This window comes from Amycolatopsis sp. NBC_00345 (assembly GCF_036116635.1).
In the GTDB taxonomy this organism is placed as follows: Bacteria; Actinomycetota; Actinomycetes; order Mycobacteriales; family Pseudonocardiaceae; genus Amycolatopsis.
The window spans coordinates 4826926-4843218 of the sequence record NZ_CP107995.1 but is presented as its reverse complement, the minus strand read 5'-3'; the positions used below and the strand labels follow the sequence as shown (position 1 = coordinate 4843218).

Genomic DNA, 16293 nt, shown 5'->3' with positions numbered 1-16293 from the left:
CGATGACTGCTCGGAACACGCCCACGAACGAAGAAATCTCCGCCGTGGTGCGGGAATTCATCACCCGGCTCAGCGGCCACCCGGACATCGAGGACGACCGGCCGCTGATCTCCGCGGGCGTCCTGGACTCGATCGCCGCGGTCCAGATGGTCGACTTCGTCGAGCGCACCTTCCACGTCGAGGTGACCGACGAGGACCTGGAACTGCTCAACTTCGACTCCGTGCGGGGACTGGCCGCGCTGGTCACCCGCCGGGTGGCGGCGTGAGCGTCACCGCGCCGGAAGCGGTCCTCGACGTGCTGCGCGGCGAGCAGTTCGCCGCCCGGGCCACGGCCTGGGAACGGGCGGGCGCCGTCCCGCGCGAGGACGTCGAACTCCTGGCCGGGCACGGACTGCTCGGCCTGACCGTCGGCACCGAGCACCACGGCAGCGACCTCTCGCTGGTGGACGTGACCGAGGCGCACCGGCTGGTGGCCGCCGCCTCGCCCAGCCTGCACAGCCTGCTGGTGGTCCACGCCATGGTCTGTCACGCCCTGCGCCGCTGGGCGGGGCGGGAGACCCGCGACGCGGTCCTGCCCGAGCTGGCCACCGGCCGGGTGCTCGCCGCCTTCGCCCTCACCGAGACCGGCGGCGGAGCCGACGCCGGGGCACTGACCACCAGGATCGACCGGGACGGCGGCACCCTGCGCGTCACCGGGGTGAAGCGCTGGCTGTCCTTCGGCCAGATCGCCGACGCCTACCTCGTCTTCGGCCTCACCGACGGCCTGGACAGTTGCGCGCTGGTGGACGCGGGCAGCGCGGTGCGGGTCGAGCCCGAACCCCGCACCGCGGGCCTGCGGGCGGCGCGGCTGGCCCGCGTCTCCTTCGACGGCGCGACCGCCCCCGCCGCCCGTGCGGTGGGGCGGCCGGGCACCGGCATCCCGTTCGTCGCGACGTCGTGCCTGACCCTGGGCCGGCTCTGCGTCGCGGCGGGGGCGGCGGGCATCGCGCAGGCCGCGCTCGACCTGGCCGTCGGCCACGCGGCCACCCGCTCCACAGGGGACCGCGTGCTCGGGGACCACCAGCTGGTGCGCGGGCTGCTCGCCGACGCCGCCCTCGCCACCGAGTCCGCGGCCCTCTACGTGCGGTCGGCGGCGAAGGAGGTCGAGGACCGCGCGCCGACGGCGGCGGTGACCGCCGCCCGCGCCAAGCTGCTGGCCTCCCGCGCGGCCAGCAGCGTGACCGCCACCGCCTCGCGCCTGCTGGGCGCCGAGGGCCAGACCGAGCACCATCCGCTGGCCCGGCTGGCCGCCGCGGCCCGGGTGCACGAGGTGATCGAGGGACCCACCGAGGTGCTCCAGGACGTCGTGGCCACCGCGCTGCTGCGTAACCAGGGCGCCGCGGGGAAAGGAAAGCAGCGATGACCCCGGCCGAGAACACCGTCAAGTGCGTGGTCTGGGACCTGGACGACACCCTCTGGGACGGCACGCTCCTGGAGGGCGACGAACTCCGCGTCCCCGACGCCAACCGCACCCTCGTGCGCGTCCTGGACGAGCACGGCATCCTCCAGTCCGTCGCCAGCCGCAACGAGCCCGGCCCCGTCGAGGACCGGCTCCGCGGCTTCGGGCTCGACCAGTACTTCCTGCACCCGCAGGTCGGCTGGTCGGCCAAGTCCGCTTCGCTGCGCACGTTGCTGGAAGCGCTCAACATCGGCGCCGACAGCGTGCTGTTCGTCGACGACTCGGAGTTCGAACGGGCCGAGGTGGCCGGGGAGCTGCCCGAGGTCCGCTGCGTGACGCGGGAGAAGCTGCACGAACTGGTCGCCGGCGGCCGGGTCCTGCCGCGGCGGGTGACCGCCGACGCCGCACGCCGCCGGGAGATGTACCAGGCCGAGGACCGCCGCCGCGGGCACGAGGAGAAGTTCCAGGGCCCGGCCGAAGAGTTCCTGTCCTCATTGGACATGACGTTGCGGGTGCGCGACGTCGCCGAGGGCGACCTCGACCGCGCGGCGGAGCTGACGCAGCGCACCCACCAGCTCAACACCACCGGCATCACCTTCGACCGGGACGAGCTGGCCGAGCTGGCGCGGGACCCCGGCCACCGGGTGCTCATCGCCGAACTCGACGACCGCTTCGGCTCCTACGGCACCATCGGGCTGGCTGTGCTGTCCACCGGTCCGGAATGGACGATCCGGCTGCTGCTGATGTCCTGCCGGGTCATGGGCCGCAACGTCGGCAGCGCGCTCATCGCGGCGCTGGCCCGCACCGCCGCCGCGCACGGTGCCCGCATCGTCGCCGACTTCCGGCCCACCGACCGGAATCGCCAGATGCTCGTCACCTACCGATTCGCGGGATTCGCTGTTGTGTCCCGTTCCGAGGACCGCGTTGTCCTCGCCATGCCGGACGGCCGGATCCCGGTCGTACCCGGTTATGTCCGCCTCATCACCGAAGACACCGCCGCGCTCAGCGGCCCGACCCAGGAGATCACCCGATGACTGCCTTCACGCAGAGCTGGACCGACACGTTTTCCTCCGTCTACGCCCAGGAGTCGCTGGCCAAGCTCTCCTGGTTCAACGCCTCGCCCGGCCTGGAGCTGATCAAGCGGGTGATCGACGGCACGCTGAAGCCGGGTCAGCGCCTGATCGACCTGGGCAGCGGCCCCGGCGTCGACGCCGTCTTCCTGTCCGTGCAGGGCCTGGACGTCACCGGTGTCGACCTGTCCCCGGACGCCGTCGCCCGGGCCGGCCGGTGGGCCGAACTGGCCGGTGCCGGCGCCGAATTCATCCAGGGCGACGTGCTCGACGTCCCGCTGCCGGACTCCTCGGCCGACGTCGTCACCGACTCCTTCGTGTTCCACAACATGCGTGACGACGCCAGGGCGCGCTACGCCGGCGAGGTGCACCGCCTGCTCAAGCCCGGCGGCCTGTTCCTGCTGAACTCCTTCTCCGACAAGATGGTCGCCGGTACCGGCCCGCGCCGGATCACCAGCGAGGACATCCTCACCACGTTCACCGCCGACCGGTTCGAGTGCGTGGCGCTGTACGTGTACCGCAACGTGCCCACCCGCACCAAGCCGGACCAGCTGCACTGGTTCGGCGAGTTCCGGGCGCGCTGATGCGGGTCGTGGTCACCGGCGGCGGCCGGGGCATCGGGCGGGCCGTCGCCCTCGGGTTCGCCGCCCGTGGCGACCAGGTCGCGGTGCTGGCCCGCACCGAGTCCCAGGTGAAGTCCGTGGCCGGGGAGATCGAGGACCTCGGGGCCGAGAGCGTGGCGGTGGCCGTCGACGTCGCCGACGAGGCGGCGATGGGCGAGGCGGCCGCCCAGGTCGTCGAGCGGTTCGGCGGCCTGGACGTCCTCGTCAACGCCGCCGGCGTCTTCGACCTCGGCCCCACGACCGGTTTCCCGCTCGACTCCGCCCGGACCCTGTTGGACACCAACGTGCTCGGCACCTTCCTGGCCTGCAAGATCTTCGGCAGGCACCTGGTCGAGCAGGGACACGGCAAGATCGTCAACTTCTGCTCGTTGTTGTCCTACACCGCTTTCCCGGAACGGGCGCTGTACGCGGCGAGCAAGGGCGGCGTGCTCCAGCTGACCCGCAGCCTGGGCGTGGAGTGGGCGGCGCACAACGTCAACGTCAACGCGGTCGCCCCCGGCATGATCCGCATCGAGACCCCGCACCCGGCCGCGCTCGGCGAGGACGCCATCGTCGGGCGCATCCCCTCCCGCCGGCGCGGCCGGCCGGCCGACATCGTCGGACCTGTCCTGTTCCTGGCCTCCCCGGAGGCCGACTACATCAACGGCCAGTCCCTGGTCGTCGACGGAGGCTGGCTCAGTTATGGATACCTCTGAAAGCTCCTTGTCGGTCGGGGTCTTCTGCGGCTTCTCCCCGGGACCGTCGGCCCGGTACGCCCAGATCGCCACCGCGCTCGGCGCCGGCCTGGCCGCCCGCGGCCACCGGCTGGTCTACGGGGCGGGCGGGGCCGGGCTGATGGGTGCGGTGGCCCGCGGCGCCGCCGCGGGCGGCGCGCCGATCCTCGGCGTCATCCCGGAGTTCCTGCGGGCCAAGGAAATGGGTGACGACCTGCCGCCCCAGGAGATCGTGCTCACCGGCGACCTGCTGGAACGCAAGCGTGTCATGATCGACCGCGCGGACGCCTTCATCGCGCTTCCCGGCGGTTACGGCACGCTCGACGAGGTGCTCGAAGTGGTTTCCATGGCCGCGCTCGGACAGGACGTCGGCCCCATCGTGCTCCTCGACGTCGAGAACGACTGGCAGCCTCTGCTCGACTACGTCGATGGGTTGGGGCGACGAGGTTTCGTGCGCGACGCAAGCATCCTGCGGTTGGCCGGAACCCCAGAGGAAGCTCTCGACCTGGTGTCGCCGGCGCCGTCCGGTGCCCTCGCGGGGGCGGGCTCTCCGCGGGGCGGGCAGGTGGCCACGTGACTTCCGCGGCGCATCGAGGGCCGCTGCCCGGCTACGGTGCTTTCCTGACCGGCTGGGGAGCCACCACCTTCGGCAGCGGCCTCACACTCCCGATCACGATGATCTACCTCCGGGAGATCCTGCATCTGCCGCTGGCGAGCGCCTCGCTCTACTTCTCCCTGTTCGCGTTGTCGGGCCTGGGCGTGAACCCGCTGGCCATCCGGGTCGGCCGCGCGCTCGGACCGGGCACAGTGGTGGTCATGGCCGCGGTCCTCCAGGCCTCGGGCTGGGGCCTGTTCGCCGTGGCGGGCTCCATGACGCTGGTCGTGCCGGCCGCCGCGTTGTCCGGCGCGGGAACGGGCATGTACTACGCGGTGCAGACCCCGCTGCTCATGCGGGTCTTCGGCGAAGACGCGCTCAGCCGGGTCCTTTCCGGACAGAACCGCACCACGGCGCTGATGATGACCGTGGGCACCCTGCTGGGCGGCCAGGCGGTGCAGCGCTTCGGCGTCGACGGCTACGGCGCGTGCCTGACCGTCAACGCGCTCAGCTACCTGGTCCACGGCACGATCCTGGCCGGTCTCGTGCGCAAGCGCGGCGGGGCGCCCGCGGTCCGGCTGCCGGAATCCGGCAGACGGCGAGGACGCCCGGCGGCCCTGCGTGATCCGGTGTTCCTATGCCTGATGGTGTTCCAGTTCTGCCTGGTCATCTTCGGCCTCGGCCAGTTCGACTCGGTGGTGCCCGCCATTCTCGGCAACGCCCAGCTGTCGGTGGCCGCGATCAGCGTCGTGATGGCCTGCAACACCGGCGGCGTCATCGTCCTGCAGGGCGTGGCACTCCGCGTGGTCGAGCGAATCGGCTACATCGGGGCACTGGTCACCGCGATCGTGTCGTGGACGGCCGCGCTGGCCGTGCTCGGCTGCGCCCTGCTGATGTCCGGATCGCTGCCGAAAGTGTTGCTGGGAGCCGCTTTCGGGGTCCTGTTCGCCGTGGGCGAGTGCCTGATCGCCCCCAGCGTGCAGCCGCTCGTGACCAGGACGGCCCCGCCGGACTCGCTGGAGTCCTACGCCGCGGCCACGTCGCTGGCGCACGGCATGGGCGCGTTCCTGGCGCCGCTGATCCTGCTGCCGGTCGTCGAGGCGGCCGGTGTCGGGGCCTACTTCGTGCTCCAGCTCGCAGGCTTCGGCCTGGCCCTGTACGCCCTGCTCTTCTTCCGGCGCCGCACGGCACGGCGTCGGGAAACCGCCTCCACTTCGCACTGAGGAGTCAGCACATGGAACTTCCGCTGCCGGCCCGTCCGGCCTCACCGTCAACCTTGCTGCTGGTCGGCTCCGGTTACCAGATCGGCCACGAACACCTGCTTTCCCACCTGGGCACCGCGGCCGACGTGGTCCTGCTGGACGCCGCGGAGCCGACCTGGCAGAAGCCGTGGCTGAAGGACTTCGAGACCTACGACCGGGATGAGCACCCGTTCCCGCTGGAGCAAGCGCGCCGCCTGGTCGAGCGCCACGACGTGCGGGCCGTCATCACCTACAACGAGCCGGACGTCCTGCTGGCCGCCCAGCTCGCCGAGGCGCTGGGGCTTCCCGGCCTGCCGGTCGAGGCGGCGGAGATCACCCGGGACAAGAAGCGCCAGCGTGAGCTGCTCGCCGACCTCTCACCGACCACGTCCGTGCTCGTGCACGAGCTCGAGGAGGGCATGAAGGTCGCCGCGGAGATCGGCTATCCGGTCATCATCAAGCCACGCGGGCTGTCCGGCAGCGCGGGCGTCGCCAGGATCGACAGCGCCGACGACTTCGCCCGGTTCTTCCAGGTCGCCGCCGACATCGACAAGAAGGGCATGGCCAGCGACGGCCTGCTCGTCGAGGAATACCTGGACGGTGTGGAGTTCGACGTCGACGTGTGGAGCAGCGGCGGGCGGGCCGAGGTCCTCTACTGGTGCCCCAAGTCCTTCGACTTCGACCCGCACCCGATCGAGGTGGGCTACGTGTGCGGCGAGGGCGCGCTCGACATCGAGCCGCTCGCCGAGGGCTTCGCACTGGCCTGCGCCGCCGTGCTGGCCGCCGGGATCGATCGGACGCTGGCCCACGTCGAGGTCAAGATGACGTCCAAGGGACCGCGCATCATCGAGCTCAACGGCCGCCCCGGCGGGGACCTGCTGTCCAAGATGGTCCACCTGGCCTTCGGCCTGAGCATCGGTTCGCTGCTGGTGTCCGCGGCCCTCGGCGAGCCGCTGGAGGCGGAGATCGTGCCGAATCGGGCCGCCGGCCTGAAGTTCATCTACTCCGAGCGCCGTCAAGTGTTCGAGGGGCTGGCCGAGGCACCCGACCTCCGGGCCCAGCCGTGGGTCCACGAGGTCGGGGAGCTCCGGCCCAAGGGCACGGTGATCACGCCCCCGCCGATCGACTTCTGGGGCCGCGCCGGCTGGGTGATCGTCGTCGGAACGCACGCCGGCGAAGCCCGCGAGCGGCTGGCCGAGGCCGGCCGCCGGCTCACCGTCGAGGGTCCGTTCGCCTGAGCCCGCGGTGCTCCTCGCCACGGCTGGTGTGCGCCCGCGCCTGGGGACGCACTGGAAGGAAGAAGAGGGACGCATGCACAACATCGCGGTATTCGGGGCCGGCTACATCGGCCTGGTCACCGGGGCCTGCCTGGCGCAGCTGGGACACCGGGTCACCGTGCGGGACATCCAGCCGCGGCGCGTCGACGCCCTGCGCCGCGGCGAGGTGCCGATCTACGAGCCGGGCCTGGGGGAGCTGATCGCCGAGAACCGGGAGCGGCTCCGGTTCACCCTCGACGCCGGTGAGGCGCTGCGGGAGGCCGAGGTGGCCTTCATCTGCGTGGACACGCCGCCCACGTCGTCCGGCGACGCCGACCTGTCCCGGATCTGGTCCGTCGTCGAGGATTTGCGAGGAGCACCTCGCCTCACCACCTTGGTCATGAAGTCGACCGTGCCGGTGGGGACCGGCGACCAGGTGCGCAGCGCACTGGACGCCGCAGGCCTGGCCCACGTCGGGTACGCGTCCAACCCCGAGTTCACCGCCGAGGGCACGGCGGTCCGGGACTTCCTGAAGCCGGACCGCATCGTCGTCGGCGCGGACGACCCGGCCGTGTCCGATCTGGTCGCCGAACTGCACCGGGGCATCGACGGTCCGGTGTGGACGGTGTCGGTGGCTTCCGCGGAAATGGCCAAGACGGCGGCGAACGCCCTGCTCGCCACCAAGATCACGTTCATCAACGAGATCGCCGCGGTGTGCGAGGCGACCGGTGCCGACGTCGAGGAGGTGGCGGTGGTCGTCGGCCTGGACCGCCGGCTGGGCCCGCACTTCCTGCGGGCCGGTGTCGGCTACGGCGGATCCTGTTTCCCCAAGGACGCTCGGGCGCTGCGGGCGACCGCCTCCAACTGCGGGCTGCCGCTACCGCTGCTCGGCGCCGTCATCGAGAGCAACGACCTCCAGGCCCGGCGGGCCGTCGCGCGGCTGAAGTCCCAGCTCGGCGGTCTGCGCGGACGCCGGGTCGCGCTGCTCGGGCTGACGTTCAAGCCGGGCACCGACGACATGCGGCAGGCGCCCAGCGCGGTCATCGCGGCCCGGCTGCTGGCCGAGGGGGCCACGGTCACCGGATGGGATCCGCTGGCGCCCCAGCTGACCGGTCACCCGTGGGACCTCGTGGCCCGCAAGGACAGCGTGCTGGCGGCGGTCGCCGACTGCGACGCCGCGGTGCTCGTCACGGAGTGGCCCGAGCTCAAGGACGTGGACTGGGGCAAGGCCGCCGAGGTGATGGGCGACCCGCTGCTGTTCGACGGGCGCAACCTGCTCGACCCGGCGGAACAGGCACGGCACGGGTTCACGTATATGAGCGTCGGGCGCCTCACCGTCCGGCCGGAAAGCTCGTGAGTGGCGATGACGGTTAGAACCGTCATCGCCACTCACGAGCCCTGGGGCCGAGGTCAGGACGCCAGCGGCGACCGGTGCGAGCTCAGCCGCGAGGCGACGGCGCTCGAGATGGCCCGCTTGGCCCGGCCGACGTCGTCGGACCGCACGATGTCGTGCACCTTCACCAGGTCGCCGCCGGGCTCCAGGCCGAGCCGGTCCGAGAACGCCCGGCAGGCGTTGCCGAACACCCGCAGCGCCTGGGCGCGATGACGAGCCAGGAGGAGCGCCAGCATCAGCTGCTGGTGCAGGATCTCGTTGAGCGGATCCTGCGGCAGCTGCTGGGTGAGGAAGCCGATGGCCTCGTGGTGCAGGCCGGCGCTGAGCTGTGCCCACGCGGCGAGTTCCACGCATTCGGTGCGCGACTGCCGCAGCCAGGAATCGAACGAGCTGAGGATCGGCCCCGGGTACACGCCCCCGACCAGGCTGCCCCGGTGCAGGGCGAGCGCGCCACGCCATGCCCGCGCCGCCCCCTCGTGATCACCGTTGGCCATGCTGAGATGGCCGTCGGCCCGATACCGGCCGAACAGCTGCACGTCCAGCTGCTGACCGCGGACCGGCAGGGTGTAGCCGGGGAACTGGCTGTCGACGACCCCGTTCCCGATCTGGTCCCGCAGCCTGGAGATGTAGACGTAGATGGCTTCCCGGGCCCGCCGTGGCGGCTGGTGCCACACCTCGCCGATCAGCTCCTCGACGCTGACCACGCGGCCACTCCGGACCAGCAGGGTGGTCAGGATGACCGACAGGTTCCGCGACCGGATCGCCTGGGGGCGGCCGTCGACGACGAGGCGGGTCGGGCCGAGGATCTCGAAGCTCAAGTCGTGGGTCATGGTTCACGCTCCTCCGGGATCGGCGCAAGGACCGGGGGTGCGTTCCGGCATGGAGTCTCCTCGGGTCCGCACCTCGGGACGAGGTGCTCTGGCCACCGCTGGGCCGCGCTCGGACCACGTGATCGGCGATCACCGCGGTCCGATGTGGACCATCCGCTCTGCCGGTGCCCTCGATGCGGAACGGCGGGTTCCCGCTTTTCCGGGCGCACGGGGAAACCCGGGTCGATCGGGTGGCGGAATGGTGGAAATGAGCCAGGCGGCTGTTTCGCCGGTCTTCGGCACGCCCCGGCCGGGAACCCGGGGGTGATCACCGGGGATCGCCGGGACCGGGCGCCGCATCGGCCCCGCCTCGCACGAACGCGTTCATCCGATCGGCGGTACCGGCGCGGATCCGGTTCTCCGCCCGGCCGGGCTTGAACCGTCCACAGTGGACAACCACGGCGGGAGGCCGGGTCAGTGGTTGGGGCCCTCGCCGGAGCCCGAGCCGGAGTCGAGGCCCGGCATCCGGCCGGCGCTGGAAGCGGCGACGGCACCGGCCCCGCCGGATACCTCGTGCGTGACGCCGTGGTACCCGGCACCGGCCATCGCGACCAGTGCGGCCACGGCCACCATCCCCCGCAGCCGCCGGCCGGCGCGTGTCCGGGAAGTGACCGTCTCTTCACTGATTTCTTCGCGCATGGTGTCGCTCCTCGTGTCCGTTCTTCGTCTTGACACCAATCATGGGGAGTCGCGATACCGCTGGGTTCCGTCTGCGATACCCCGGGCCGGGAACCGCGGGGGAAGCGGACTTCCCCCGCGGGTTCACTCAGCTTACCGGCGCGGCCGCCTCGTCGAGCCGGACACGAACAGCCTCCGGCGAAGGGCCTTCCGCGAGCACGCAGGATTCCGGTTCCTGAGCGGGGGAACCGGATACCCGGGAGAACCGCGCCGCCGCGAACCACCGCGGGCGTGGCGGCTGCAGGGGCGCCCCCGCCAGGGTGCGGAACAGCTCGGTCCGGAGGTCGAACCCGGTGGCGGTCTCGATCAGGTCCGCGACCCGGTCGATGCTGAAACACGGCTGCGAACACAGGATGCGGGGCTCCCGGCCGGTCAGCACGACCCGGGTCTGCGCGGGCCCGAACTCGTATCCGGCCAGGTCGAGCATGCCGGTGACGGCGGCCCTGGCCTGGGCCGTGGCGGCCTCGGACACGCTCGCCGGGTAGACGTAGGACCGAATCCCGGCCTCCGGGACCCGTTCGGTGATCCCGACGACGCGGTGCATCCCGTCGACCGTCAGCGTCGTGACGATCACCTCGGGGCCCGGCGGGAGCGGCTCGACCGTGAACGGGCCGGAGCCCGGCCCGTGGGTCCGCAGCCACTCCTCGACGTCCGCGTCGGACCGGACGGCCTCCTCGTCCTGGCCCGTCCGGATCACCGCCTGCCAGTCCAGGCCGGCGACCGCCGCCGGTACCTCGTCCGCCGTCGCGACCGCCTGCCCGGCCGCCGCGGGCTGCTTGTTCAGCGCCATCGCGTTCCGGAAGGCATCGAAGTCGGCGAGTACGTACGGGGCCCCGGCGGCTTCCGATCCCGTCTCCGGTGGGGGCCCGTACAACGGGAAGCCTTCACCGTCGAGAACGTGGGTATCGTGGTGGGAGCCGATGAACCGGCGGATCACCGGCTCCGCCTCGCGGCTGCTTCGCCCGTCCGCGCGGATCACGTGGTCGCCGGGCACCGGGAAGTCCCCGGCCCGGTCCTCGGGGCCCAGCACGACGTGGACGTCCAGGCCCGTCCGCGCGGCCTTGCGCACCAGCGCGGGCTCCGGGAAGACCAGGAGCAGGCGGGCGGCGCTCGAGTCCCCGGCGGCGCGCCCCATCACGACACCTCCTCTGGTCCGCGAATCCTCGCTGATCGGCTCGTTTGCCTCCGTGACATCGTGTTCTCCACAGTTGGGCCGGCAGCTGCCCGAAGTCGCCGGGCCGCCACCCGCGGTACAAGTGTTCCCTGGCGCGCTGTCTGATCGCTGTCCGCCCGGGTCACCGCCGGACGAGCCAAGCCGCCTGGATCCATGAGAGCACCCGCGCTGCTTGCAAACCGCTTATTCCGGGTGCGCGCCAGGTGACCGGCGGCGGGGCGGCTCCGCCGGTCGGGCGGAGCCACCGGGCCGGCCGGGTTTCGGAACTCCCTGGTGCGAAGCTCCGGACGCCGGCCCTCGATGTGTGCGAGCGGCCGGCGCGACGATCACGAGCGGGCGTCCGGTGGCACGCCCAGCTCGGTGAAGATCTCCTCCGCGCGCCGCTGGTGCCGCTGCCCCTCCTCGGTCCGGCCGAGGGCCGATTCGGCCGCCCCGAGCCCGAGCAGCGCCCGCGCCTCTTCGACGCGGTAGCCGATGGAAGCCGCGACCGTACGGGCGGCCTCGTGGAGCAGGGCCGCGTCCGAGTCGTTGCCCTGGGCGCGGTACAGCTTGCCGAGGATGTTGTCGATGACCACCTGCCGGGTGGGGTTCCAGTGCTCACGCCGGTGTTCGCGGACGATCTCCGCGTACCGGGCGGCCTCCTCGTGGCGTCCCAGCCGCTGGTTGGTCAGCGCGGACAACGCGAAGACCATCGCCACCTCACCGGCCGCGCCGAAGTCCTCGACCAGCTCCCGGTCGCGGGCCAGCTGCTCGTCGGCCTCCTCGTCCGCGTGCACCCCGAGGTAAGCGAGGGCCAGGTCCGCCCTGGCGACGATCTGGTGCTCGCGGATGTCCAGTTCGAGATCGAGGGCCAGTGCCTGGCCGGCTGCCTCCACCGCCTCCGGGTACCGCCCCCACTGCTCGTAGAGGGAGCTGAGGTTCACCAGGGATTCGGCCTCCGTCCGGGCGGCGCCGAGCTCGCGTTTCAGGCGGATCGACTCCCGCAGCAGCCCCAGCGCCTCGTCGAACTGGCCGGTGGTCCCCTTGAACAGGCCGAGCATGCCGGTGTCCTTCGCGAAGCCACGCCGGTCGCCGAGGTCGTCGGCGATCTTCAGCGCCTCCGAGGAAGCGGCGATCCCTGCGTCGAACCGCCCCAGCTTCCAGTTGGCCACGGCCAGGTTCGACAGGCTCAGCCGCAGCAGCTCCGGTTCGCCCAGCCGGCGGGAGGACGCCACGGCGAGCTGGCTGGCCTCGGCGAACTCGCTGTACAGCCCGGCCGCGTCCAGCTGGAACACGACGTTGCGCGCGAGCAGGGTGACGTGCCGGTCGAGTCCTTGCTCGTGGGCGAGCACCGCCGCGGCCAAGAGCGTCGTCCGTTCCCGCTCCAGCCACTTCCGGGCCTGCTCGGGCTCGTCCAGCTCCGGCGGCACGGCCTGGCGGCCGATCCCTCCGGCCGGCACGCTCAGGCGGCCGGCGAAGAGCAGGTCGCAGACCTGGTCGCTGGCGCACACCAGGTAGTCGAGCAGGCGGCCCAGCGCCGGCGAGATGTCCCCGCCCGCGGACTGGCCGGCCACCCGCAGGAGGCGGTGCACGAAGCTGCGCACCAGGTCGTGGAACCGGTAGTAGCCGAACTCGTACTGCTGCAGCATGTGCGCGTCGAGGAGCACTTCGAGGGTGGCCTCGGCCTCCTCGGGTGAGGTGCCCAGCAGCGCGGCGGCCGAGTGGACATCGATGTCGCGGCCCGGATGCAGGCCCAGCAGGCGGAAGGCCTCGCGGTCCTTGGCCTTGAGGCCCTCGTAGGAGATCTTGAGCGTCAGCTCGACCCCGCGCTCGCCCGAGCGCAGTTCGTCGAGCCGGCGGGACTCGTCGCTCATCCGGTCGACCAGGTAGCCGATCGACCACCGCGGCCGGTTCGCCAGCCGGCTGAGGGCGATCCGGATGGCCAGCGGCAGGTGCCCGCACAGCTCGATCAGCTCGGCCAGCGCCTCCGGCTCCACGGCCGTGCGCTGGCTGGTCAGCACCGCGCTGGCCATGGCGGCGCTGTCCTCGTCGGTCATCGTGCCGAGCGAGATCCAGAGCACCCCGTCGAGGTCGACCAGCCGGGTGCGGCTGGTGATCAGCACCAGGCACTCCGAGTTCGGCGGCAGCAGCGGCAGCACCTGGGCGACGTCGGACACGTTGTCCAGCAGGAGGACCACGCTCTTCTCGGCGATCGTCGCCCGCCACAGGTTGAGCCGCACCGAGGCGCCGTCCGGCAGGTGGTCGACCGGGGTGCCGAGCATCCGCAGCAGGGCTTCGGCGGCGGCGGGCGCGGTCATCGGCTGCCCGGCCGGGGTGAAGCCGTGCAGGTCGAGGTAGAGCTGGCCGTCGGGGTACCGGCCGGACACCGAATACGCGGCCCGCACGGCGAAAGAGGTCTTGCCGACCCCGCCCATCCCGTCGATCGCGACGATCCGCGGCCCCTGCGAGGACGCGGTTTCGAGGTACGACCGGAGGTGGTCGAGCTCCCGCTCGCGTCCGACGAAGTCCGGCAGGTCATGGGGCAGCGCGTGGGCCGCCGCGGGCGGGCCGGCGGGCACCTCGGCCACCGGCCGCGGCCCGGCTTCGGGGACGGGGCGGGCGAGGGCGGGATCGTTGCGCAGGATCCGCTCGTGCAGCCGGGTGAGGTCGCTGCCGGGGTCGATGCCCAGGTCCTCGGACAGCAGGGCCCGCACCCGCTCGAACTCCTCCAGCGCGTCCGCCTGCCGGCCGGACCGGAACAGCGCGAGCATCAGCTGGCCGCGGAGCCGCTCCTGCAACGGGTATGCGGCGACGTAGGCCCGCAGCTCCCCGACCAGCTCGGCCGTTTCCCCCCGGGCCAGGCGCAGGTCGATGAGCTGCTCGATCGCCGCGGCCCGCCGTTCCAGCAACGCGGTGCCGGCCGCCCTGATCGGTTCCCCGCCGTCGCCCGAGAGCACCGTCCCCCGCCACAGCGCGAGCGCGCCTTCCAGGTGCTCCACCGCTTCGCCGGCGCGCCGGTCCGCCAGCTCCGCCCGGGCCTGGTCCAGCAGCGCGGAGAACTGCTTGACGTCGAGCTGGGCCGCGTCGGCCGACACGCGGTAGCCGGAGGCCTGGGTGATGATCAGCCCGCCCCCGCCCGGGATGATCTGGCGCAGCCGGGCCACCGCCTTGCGCACCTGGTGGGCGGCGGTCGCGGGCGGAACGTCTTCCCACACCGCGTCGACGAGCTGGGAGACGCTGAGCACCCGGCCCGCCTCCAGCACCAGCGCGGCCAGCACCCGCTCCTGGATGAGCCCGCCCAGATGGACGCGTTCGTCGCCGTCCCAGCATTCGACGCTCCCCAGGACGTTGATGCGCAGTGGCGATTCGGCTCGCTGAGCGCTGCTCATCCCGCGCACCTGGTGCCGGCCCGCACGCGAAAGCATTCCGCGAAGCGATTCAAGACCGGGTCGAGGCCCGGGAACGAGCGGCCCGCCGTACCGGGATTAATCACAAACACGGTGAAATTCACTCGGCGGCAACCAGTAGTGCACTTCTTTCCGCGACGCCCGCGCCGGACCGGACCGGACCGCCGAGTGGCCCGGGGGAACACCGGTCCCGAGACCGCCGCCCCCGGGAACCACCGGTGCCGATTCGCGACTCACGCAGCAATTTGGCCGCCACCATTCTCCCACAGCCGTTTGAACGTCCTCAGTCCCGCGCCGGCGGGCTACCAGCCGCCGTCAGCCGACGTTACCGGTAAGCACTCGGCCTTCACCAGAGCTGAACAGTGCATCCGGGCCGGGTCTATCGGGCAGACCTGGGCGGAGTCACGGGACGGGCCGGTAGAGACCCCGCGACTCCTCGAGGATGAAGCCCGGCGGTACTTTCGGTGGCCAGCGGCCGATGTCGAGTATCCCGGCCACATGCGCCCGCGAAACCAGCTCGGCCCGGTTGACGGCGTTCAACTGGCGCTGCATGCCTTTGATGTGATAGTCGACCGCCTGCCGGCTGATGTAGAGGCGCGAGGCGATCCGCACACTCGACACCCCCGTCGCGACCGCTTCCAGGATCATCGCGTCGAGACCGCTCAACTGCCGGCGCGGATCGATCTCGGCGGCTTCGCCCGCGCGGCACCGCTCGCACGGCACCCGCTCCGCCGTCCCGGTCACCGGGGAGAACTCGGGAAGGGCGAGCACCGACCGGTCGGTGCTCACCGGCCCGCTCCCCGGTCCGAGGTGGCACCGGCCGCCGGTGGCCACGGCGCTCGCACGACCCGTCTTCCCGTCCTGCCGCCCGCTCTGCCCACGGTGTCCCTCCTCGCTGCCGCCGCCAACCGGGCTCATCGTGCCGAGCGGTGTTCCCTCTGCGTTCCGTCTGCGATACCTCCCCGCCACCCGGCCCGTCGACGGCGGCCGCACCCTCCAGAGTGGACAGTCGTGCGGAGGAGCTCAGGATCCACCTCGCCATCGCGCTGCGGAACGGGATCTCCCGCCGGCGCGCCGCCCGCGACTCCTCACAGGAGGTCGAGCACGATGCAGATGACCGAGCCGACCGGGTCACCGGTAGTGCACCCCTCGGGCGCCGGGAGCTGCGGGGGGTCCATCGGCGGCGGGACCGGCGGCGTCGAAGGCGGCTCGGCCGGCGGCTGAGTGCCGGGTGGCTGAGTACTGGGCGGTGGAATGCTGGGTGGCGGAGTCTCCCCGGGCGGAGACGGCGGCGGTTCCGCCGTCGGCAGGCCTGGCCGAGCCGGCGTCGTCGGGCTCCCGGGCGCCGGGGCGGCGCCCGGCCCGGTCGCCACCGGGACCGGTCCGCGCCCGGGGGACGGGATGCCGTTCGGGCCGGTGGCGCCGGGCGGCGGAGCATCCGCCGGCGCAGCGGCGGGCGGACCCGGTGCCGGTGCCGCCGTTGCCGGCGCGGGGGAACGACTGGTCGCGATCGCACTGGCGTCGTCGCCGAGCTGGTTCAGCGCCGCCGGGCCCAGTGACCACACGGCCACACCGGCCACCGCCGCCGCCACCACGGTTCCGGCTTTGACTACTGCGCGCATAGTGTCCTTCGAGGTCGTCTGGGGGAGTGGCCGCGGTCCACGTAAGAGCCCGGCACCACGGTCGTCGCACAACGGCCGTCGCGGCGGGGCTGTCACGACAATCTCGCGAGGCGGAATCGGTTCTTGGCTTGTTCTCAGGTGTCGGGCCCGTGAATGTGCGAACTTTCCAGTGGGAGATAGTGGCACGTCCGGCGGGCTCCGGGCCAGTGTGGCGCCGGCGACGCCGCAGAAGCGG

14 protein-coding genes are annotated in these 16293 nt (G+C 72.3%); 9 read left to right on the top strand and 5 right to left on the bottom strand.

The features are described from left to right. Positions 1-2: 2 nt before the first annotated feature. The 9 genes from OG943_RS21415 (at position 3) to OG943_RS21375 (ending at position 8293) form a co-directional block, all read left to right on the top strand. Positions 3-266 carry an acyl carrier protein gene (locus OG943_RS21415; RefSeq protein ID WP_328611565.1) on the top strand — a complete coding sequence of 88 codons (264 nt, stop codon included), beginning with the start codon at positions 3-5 and terminating at the stop codon, positions 264-266. Next, positions 263-1402, top strand: a complete 1140-nt coding sequence (locus OG943_RS21410; RefSeq protein WP_328611564.1) for an acyl-CoA dehydrogenase family protein — start codon at positions 263-265, stop codon at positions 1400-1402. Before OG943_RS21415 ends, OG943_RS21410 begins: the two co-directional genes overlap by 4 nt. Continuing rightward, a complete protein-coding gene (locus OG943_RS21405) occupies positions 1399-2472 on the top strand; it encodes an HAD-IIIC family phosphatase (RefSeq protein ID WP_328611563.1) in 1074 nt (357 codons plus the stop codon). The genes OG943_RS21410 and OG943_RS21405 overlap by 4 nt, the downstream gene beginning before the upstream one ends. Then, positions 2469-3092, top strand: a complete 624-nt coding sequence (locus OG943_RS21400; RefSeq protein ID WP_328611562.1) for a class I SAM-dependent methyltransferase — start codon at positions 2469-2471, stop codon at positions 3090-3092. Before OG943_RS21405 ends, OG943_RS21400 begins: the two co-directional genes overlap by 4 nt. Further along, entirely contained in the window at positions 3092-3826 is a 735-nt protein-coding gene (locus tag OG943_RS21395; protein WP_328611561.1) for an SDR family NAD(P)-dependent oxidoreductase, read from the top strand. The genes OG943_RS21400 and OG943_RS21395 overlap by 1 nt, the downstream gene beginning before the upstream one ends. Further along, the gene (locus tag OG943_RS21390) at positions 3813-4421 is read left to right on the top strand and encodes a TIGR00730 family Rossman fold protein (protein ID WP_328611560.1); all 609 of its coding nucleotides are present in this window, start codon (positions 3813-3815) and stop codon (positions 4419-4421) included. The genes OG943_RS21395 and OG943_RS21390 overlap by 14 nt, the downstream gene beginning before the upstream one ends. Continuing rightward, entirely contained in the window at positions 4418-5662 is a 1245-nt protein-coding gene (locus OG943_RS21385) for an MFS transporter (RefSeq protein WP_328611559.1), read from the top strand. Before OG943_RS21390 ends, OG943_RS21385 begins: the two co-directional genes overlap by 4 nt. 11 nt (positions 5663-5673) lie before the next feature. Further along, a complete protein-coding gene (locus tag OG943_RS21380) occupies positions 5674-6918 on the top strand; it encodes an ATP-grasp domain-containing protein (RefSeq protein WP_328611558.1) in 1245 nt (414 codons plus the stop codon). Between the two features lie 73 nt (positions 6919-6991). Next, a complete protein-coding gene (locus tag OG943_RS21375; protein WP_328611557.1) occupies positions 6992-8293 on the top strand; it encodes a UDP-glucose dehydrogenase family protein in 1302 nt (433 codons plus the stop codon). A gap of 53 nt (positions 8294-8346) precedes the next feature. Here OG943_RS21375 and OG943_RS21370 read toward each other — a convergent pair whose 3' ends face one another. The 5 genes from OG943_RS21370 to OG943_RS21350 all read right to left on the bottom strand — a co-directional run bounded on the left by OG943_RS21370 (position 8347) and on the right by OG943_RS21350 (position 15225). Beyond that, the gene (locus OG943_RS21370) at positions 8347-9159 is read right to left on the bottom strand and encodes an AfsR/SARP family transcriptional regulator (protein ID WP_328611556.1); all 813 of its coding nucleotides are present in this window, start codon (positions 9157-9159) and stop codon (positions 8347-8349) included. Between the two features lie 453 nt (positions 9160-9612). After that, positions 9613-9837 (bottom strand): hypothetical protein, encoded by a 225-nt coding sequence (locus OG943_RS21365; protein WP_328611555.1) that lies wholly within the window; start codon positions 9835-9837, stop codon positions 9613-9615. Between the two features lie 127 nt (positions 9838-9964). Then, positions 9965-11014, bottom strand: a complete 1050-nt coding sequence (locus OG943_RS21360; protein ID WP_328611554.1) for a hypothetical protein — start codon at positions 11012-11014, stop codon at positions 9965-9967. Positions 11015-11376: 362 nt separating this feature from the next. Continuing rightward, a complete protein-coding gene (locus OG943_RS21355; RefSeq protein WP_328611553.1) occupies positions 11377-14418 on the bottom strand; it encodes an AfsR/SARP family transcriptional regulator in 3042 nt (1013 codons plus the stop codon). A gap of 420 nt (positions 14419-14838) precedes the next feature. Beyond that, complete coding sequence (locus OG943_RS21350; protein ID WP_328611552.1) at positions 14839-15225, bottom strand: helix-turn-helix transcriptional regulator; 387 nt, start codon at positions 15223-15225, stop codon at positions 14839-14841. Between the last annotated feature and the right edge of the window lie 1068 nt (positions 15226-16293).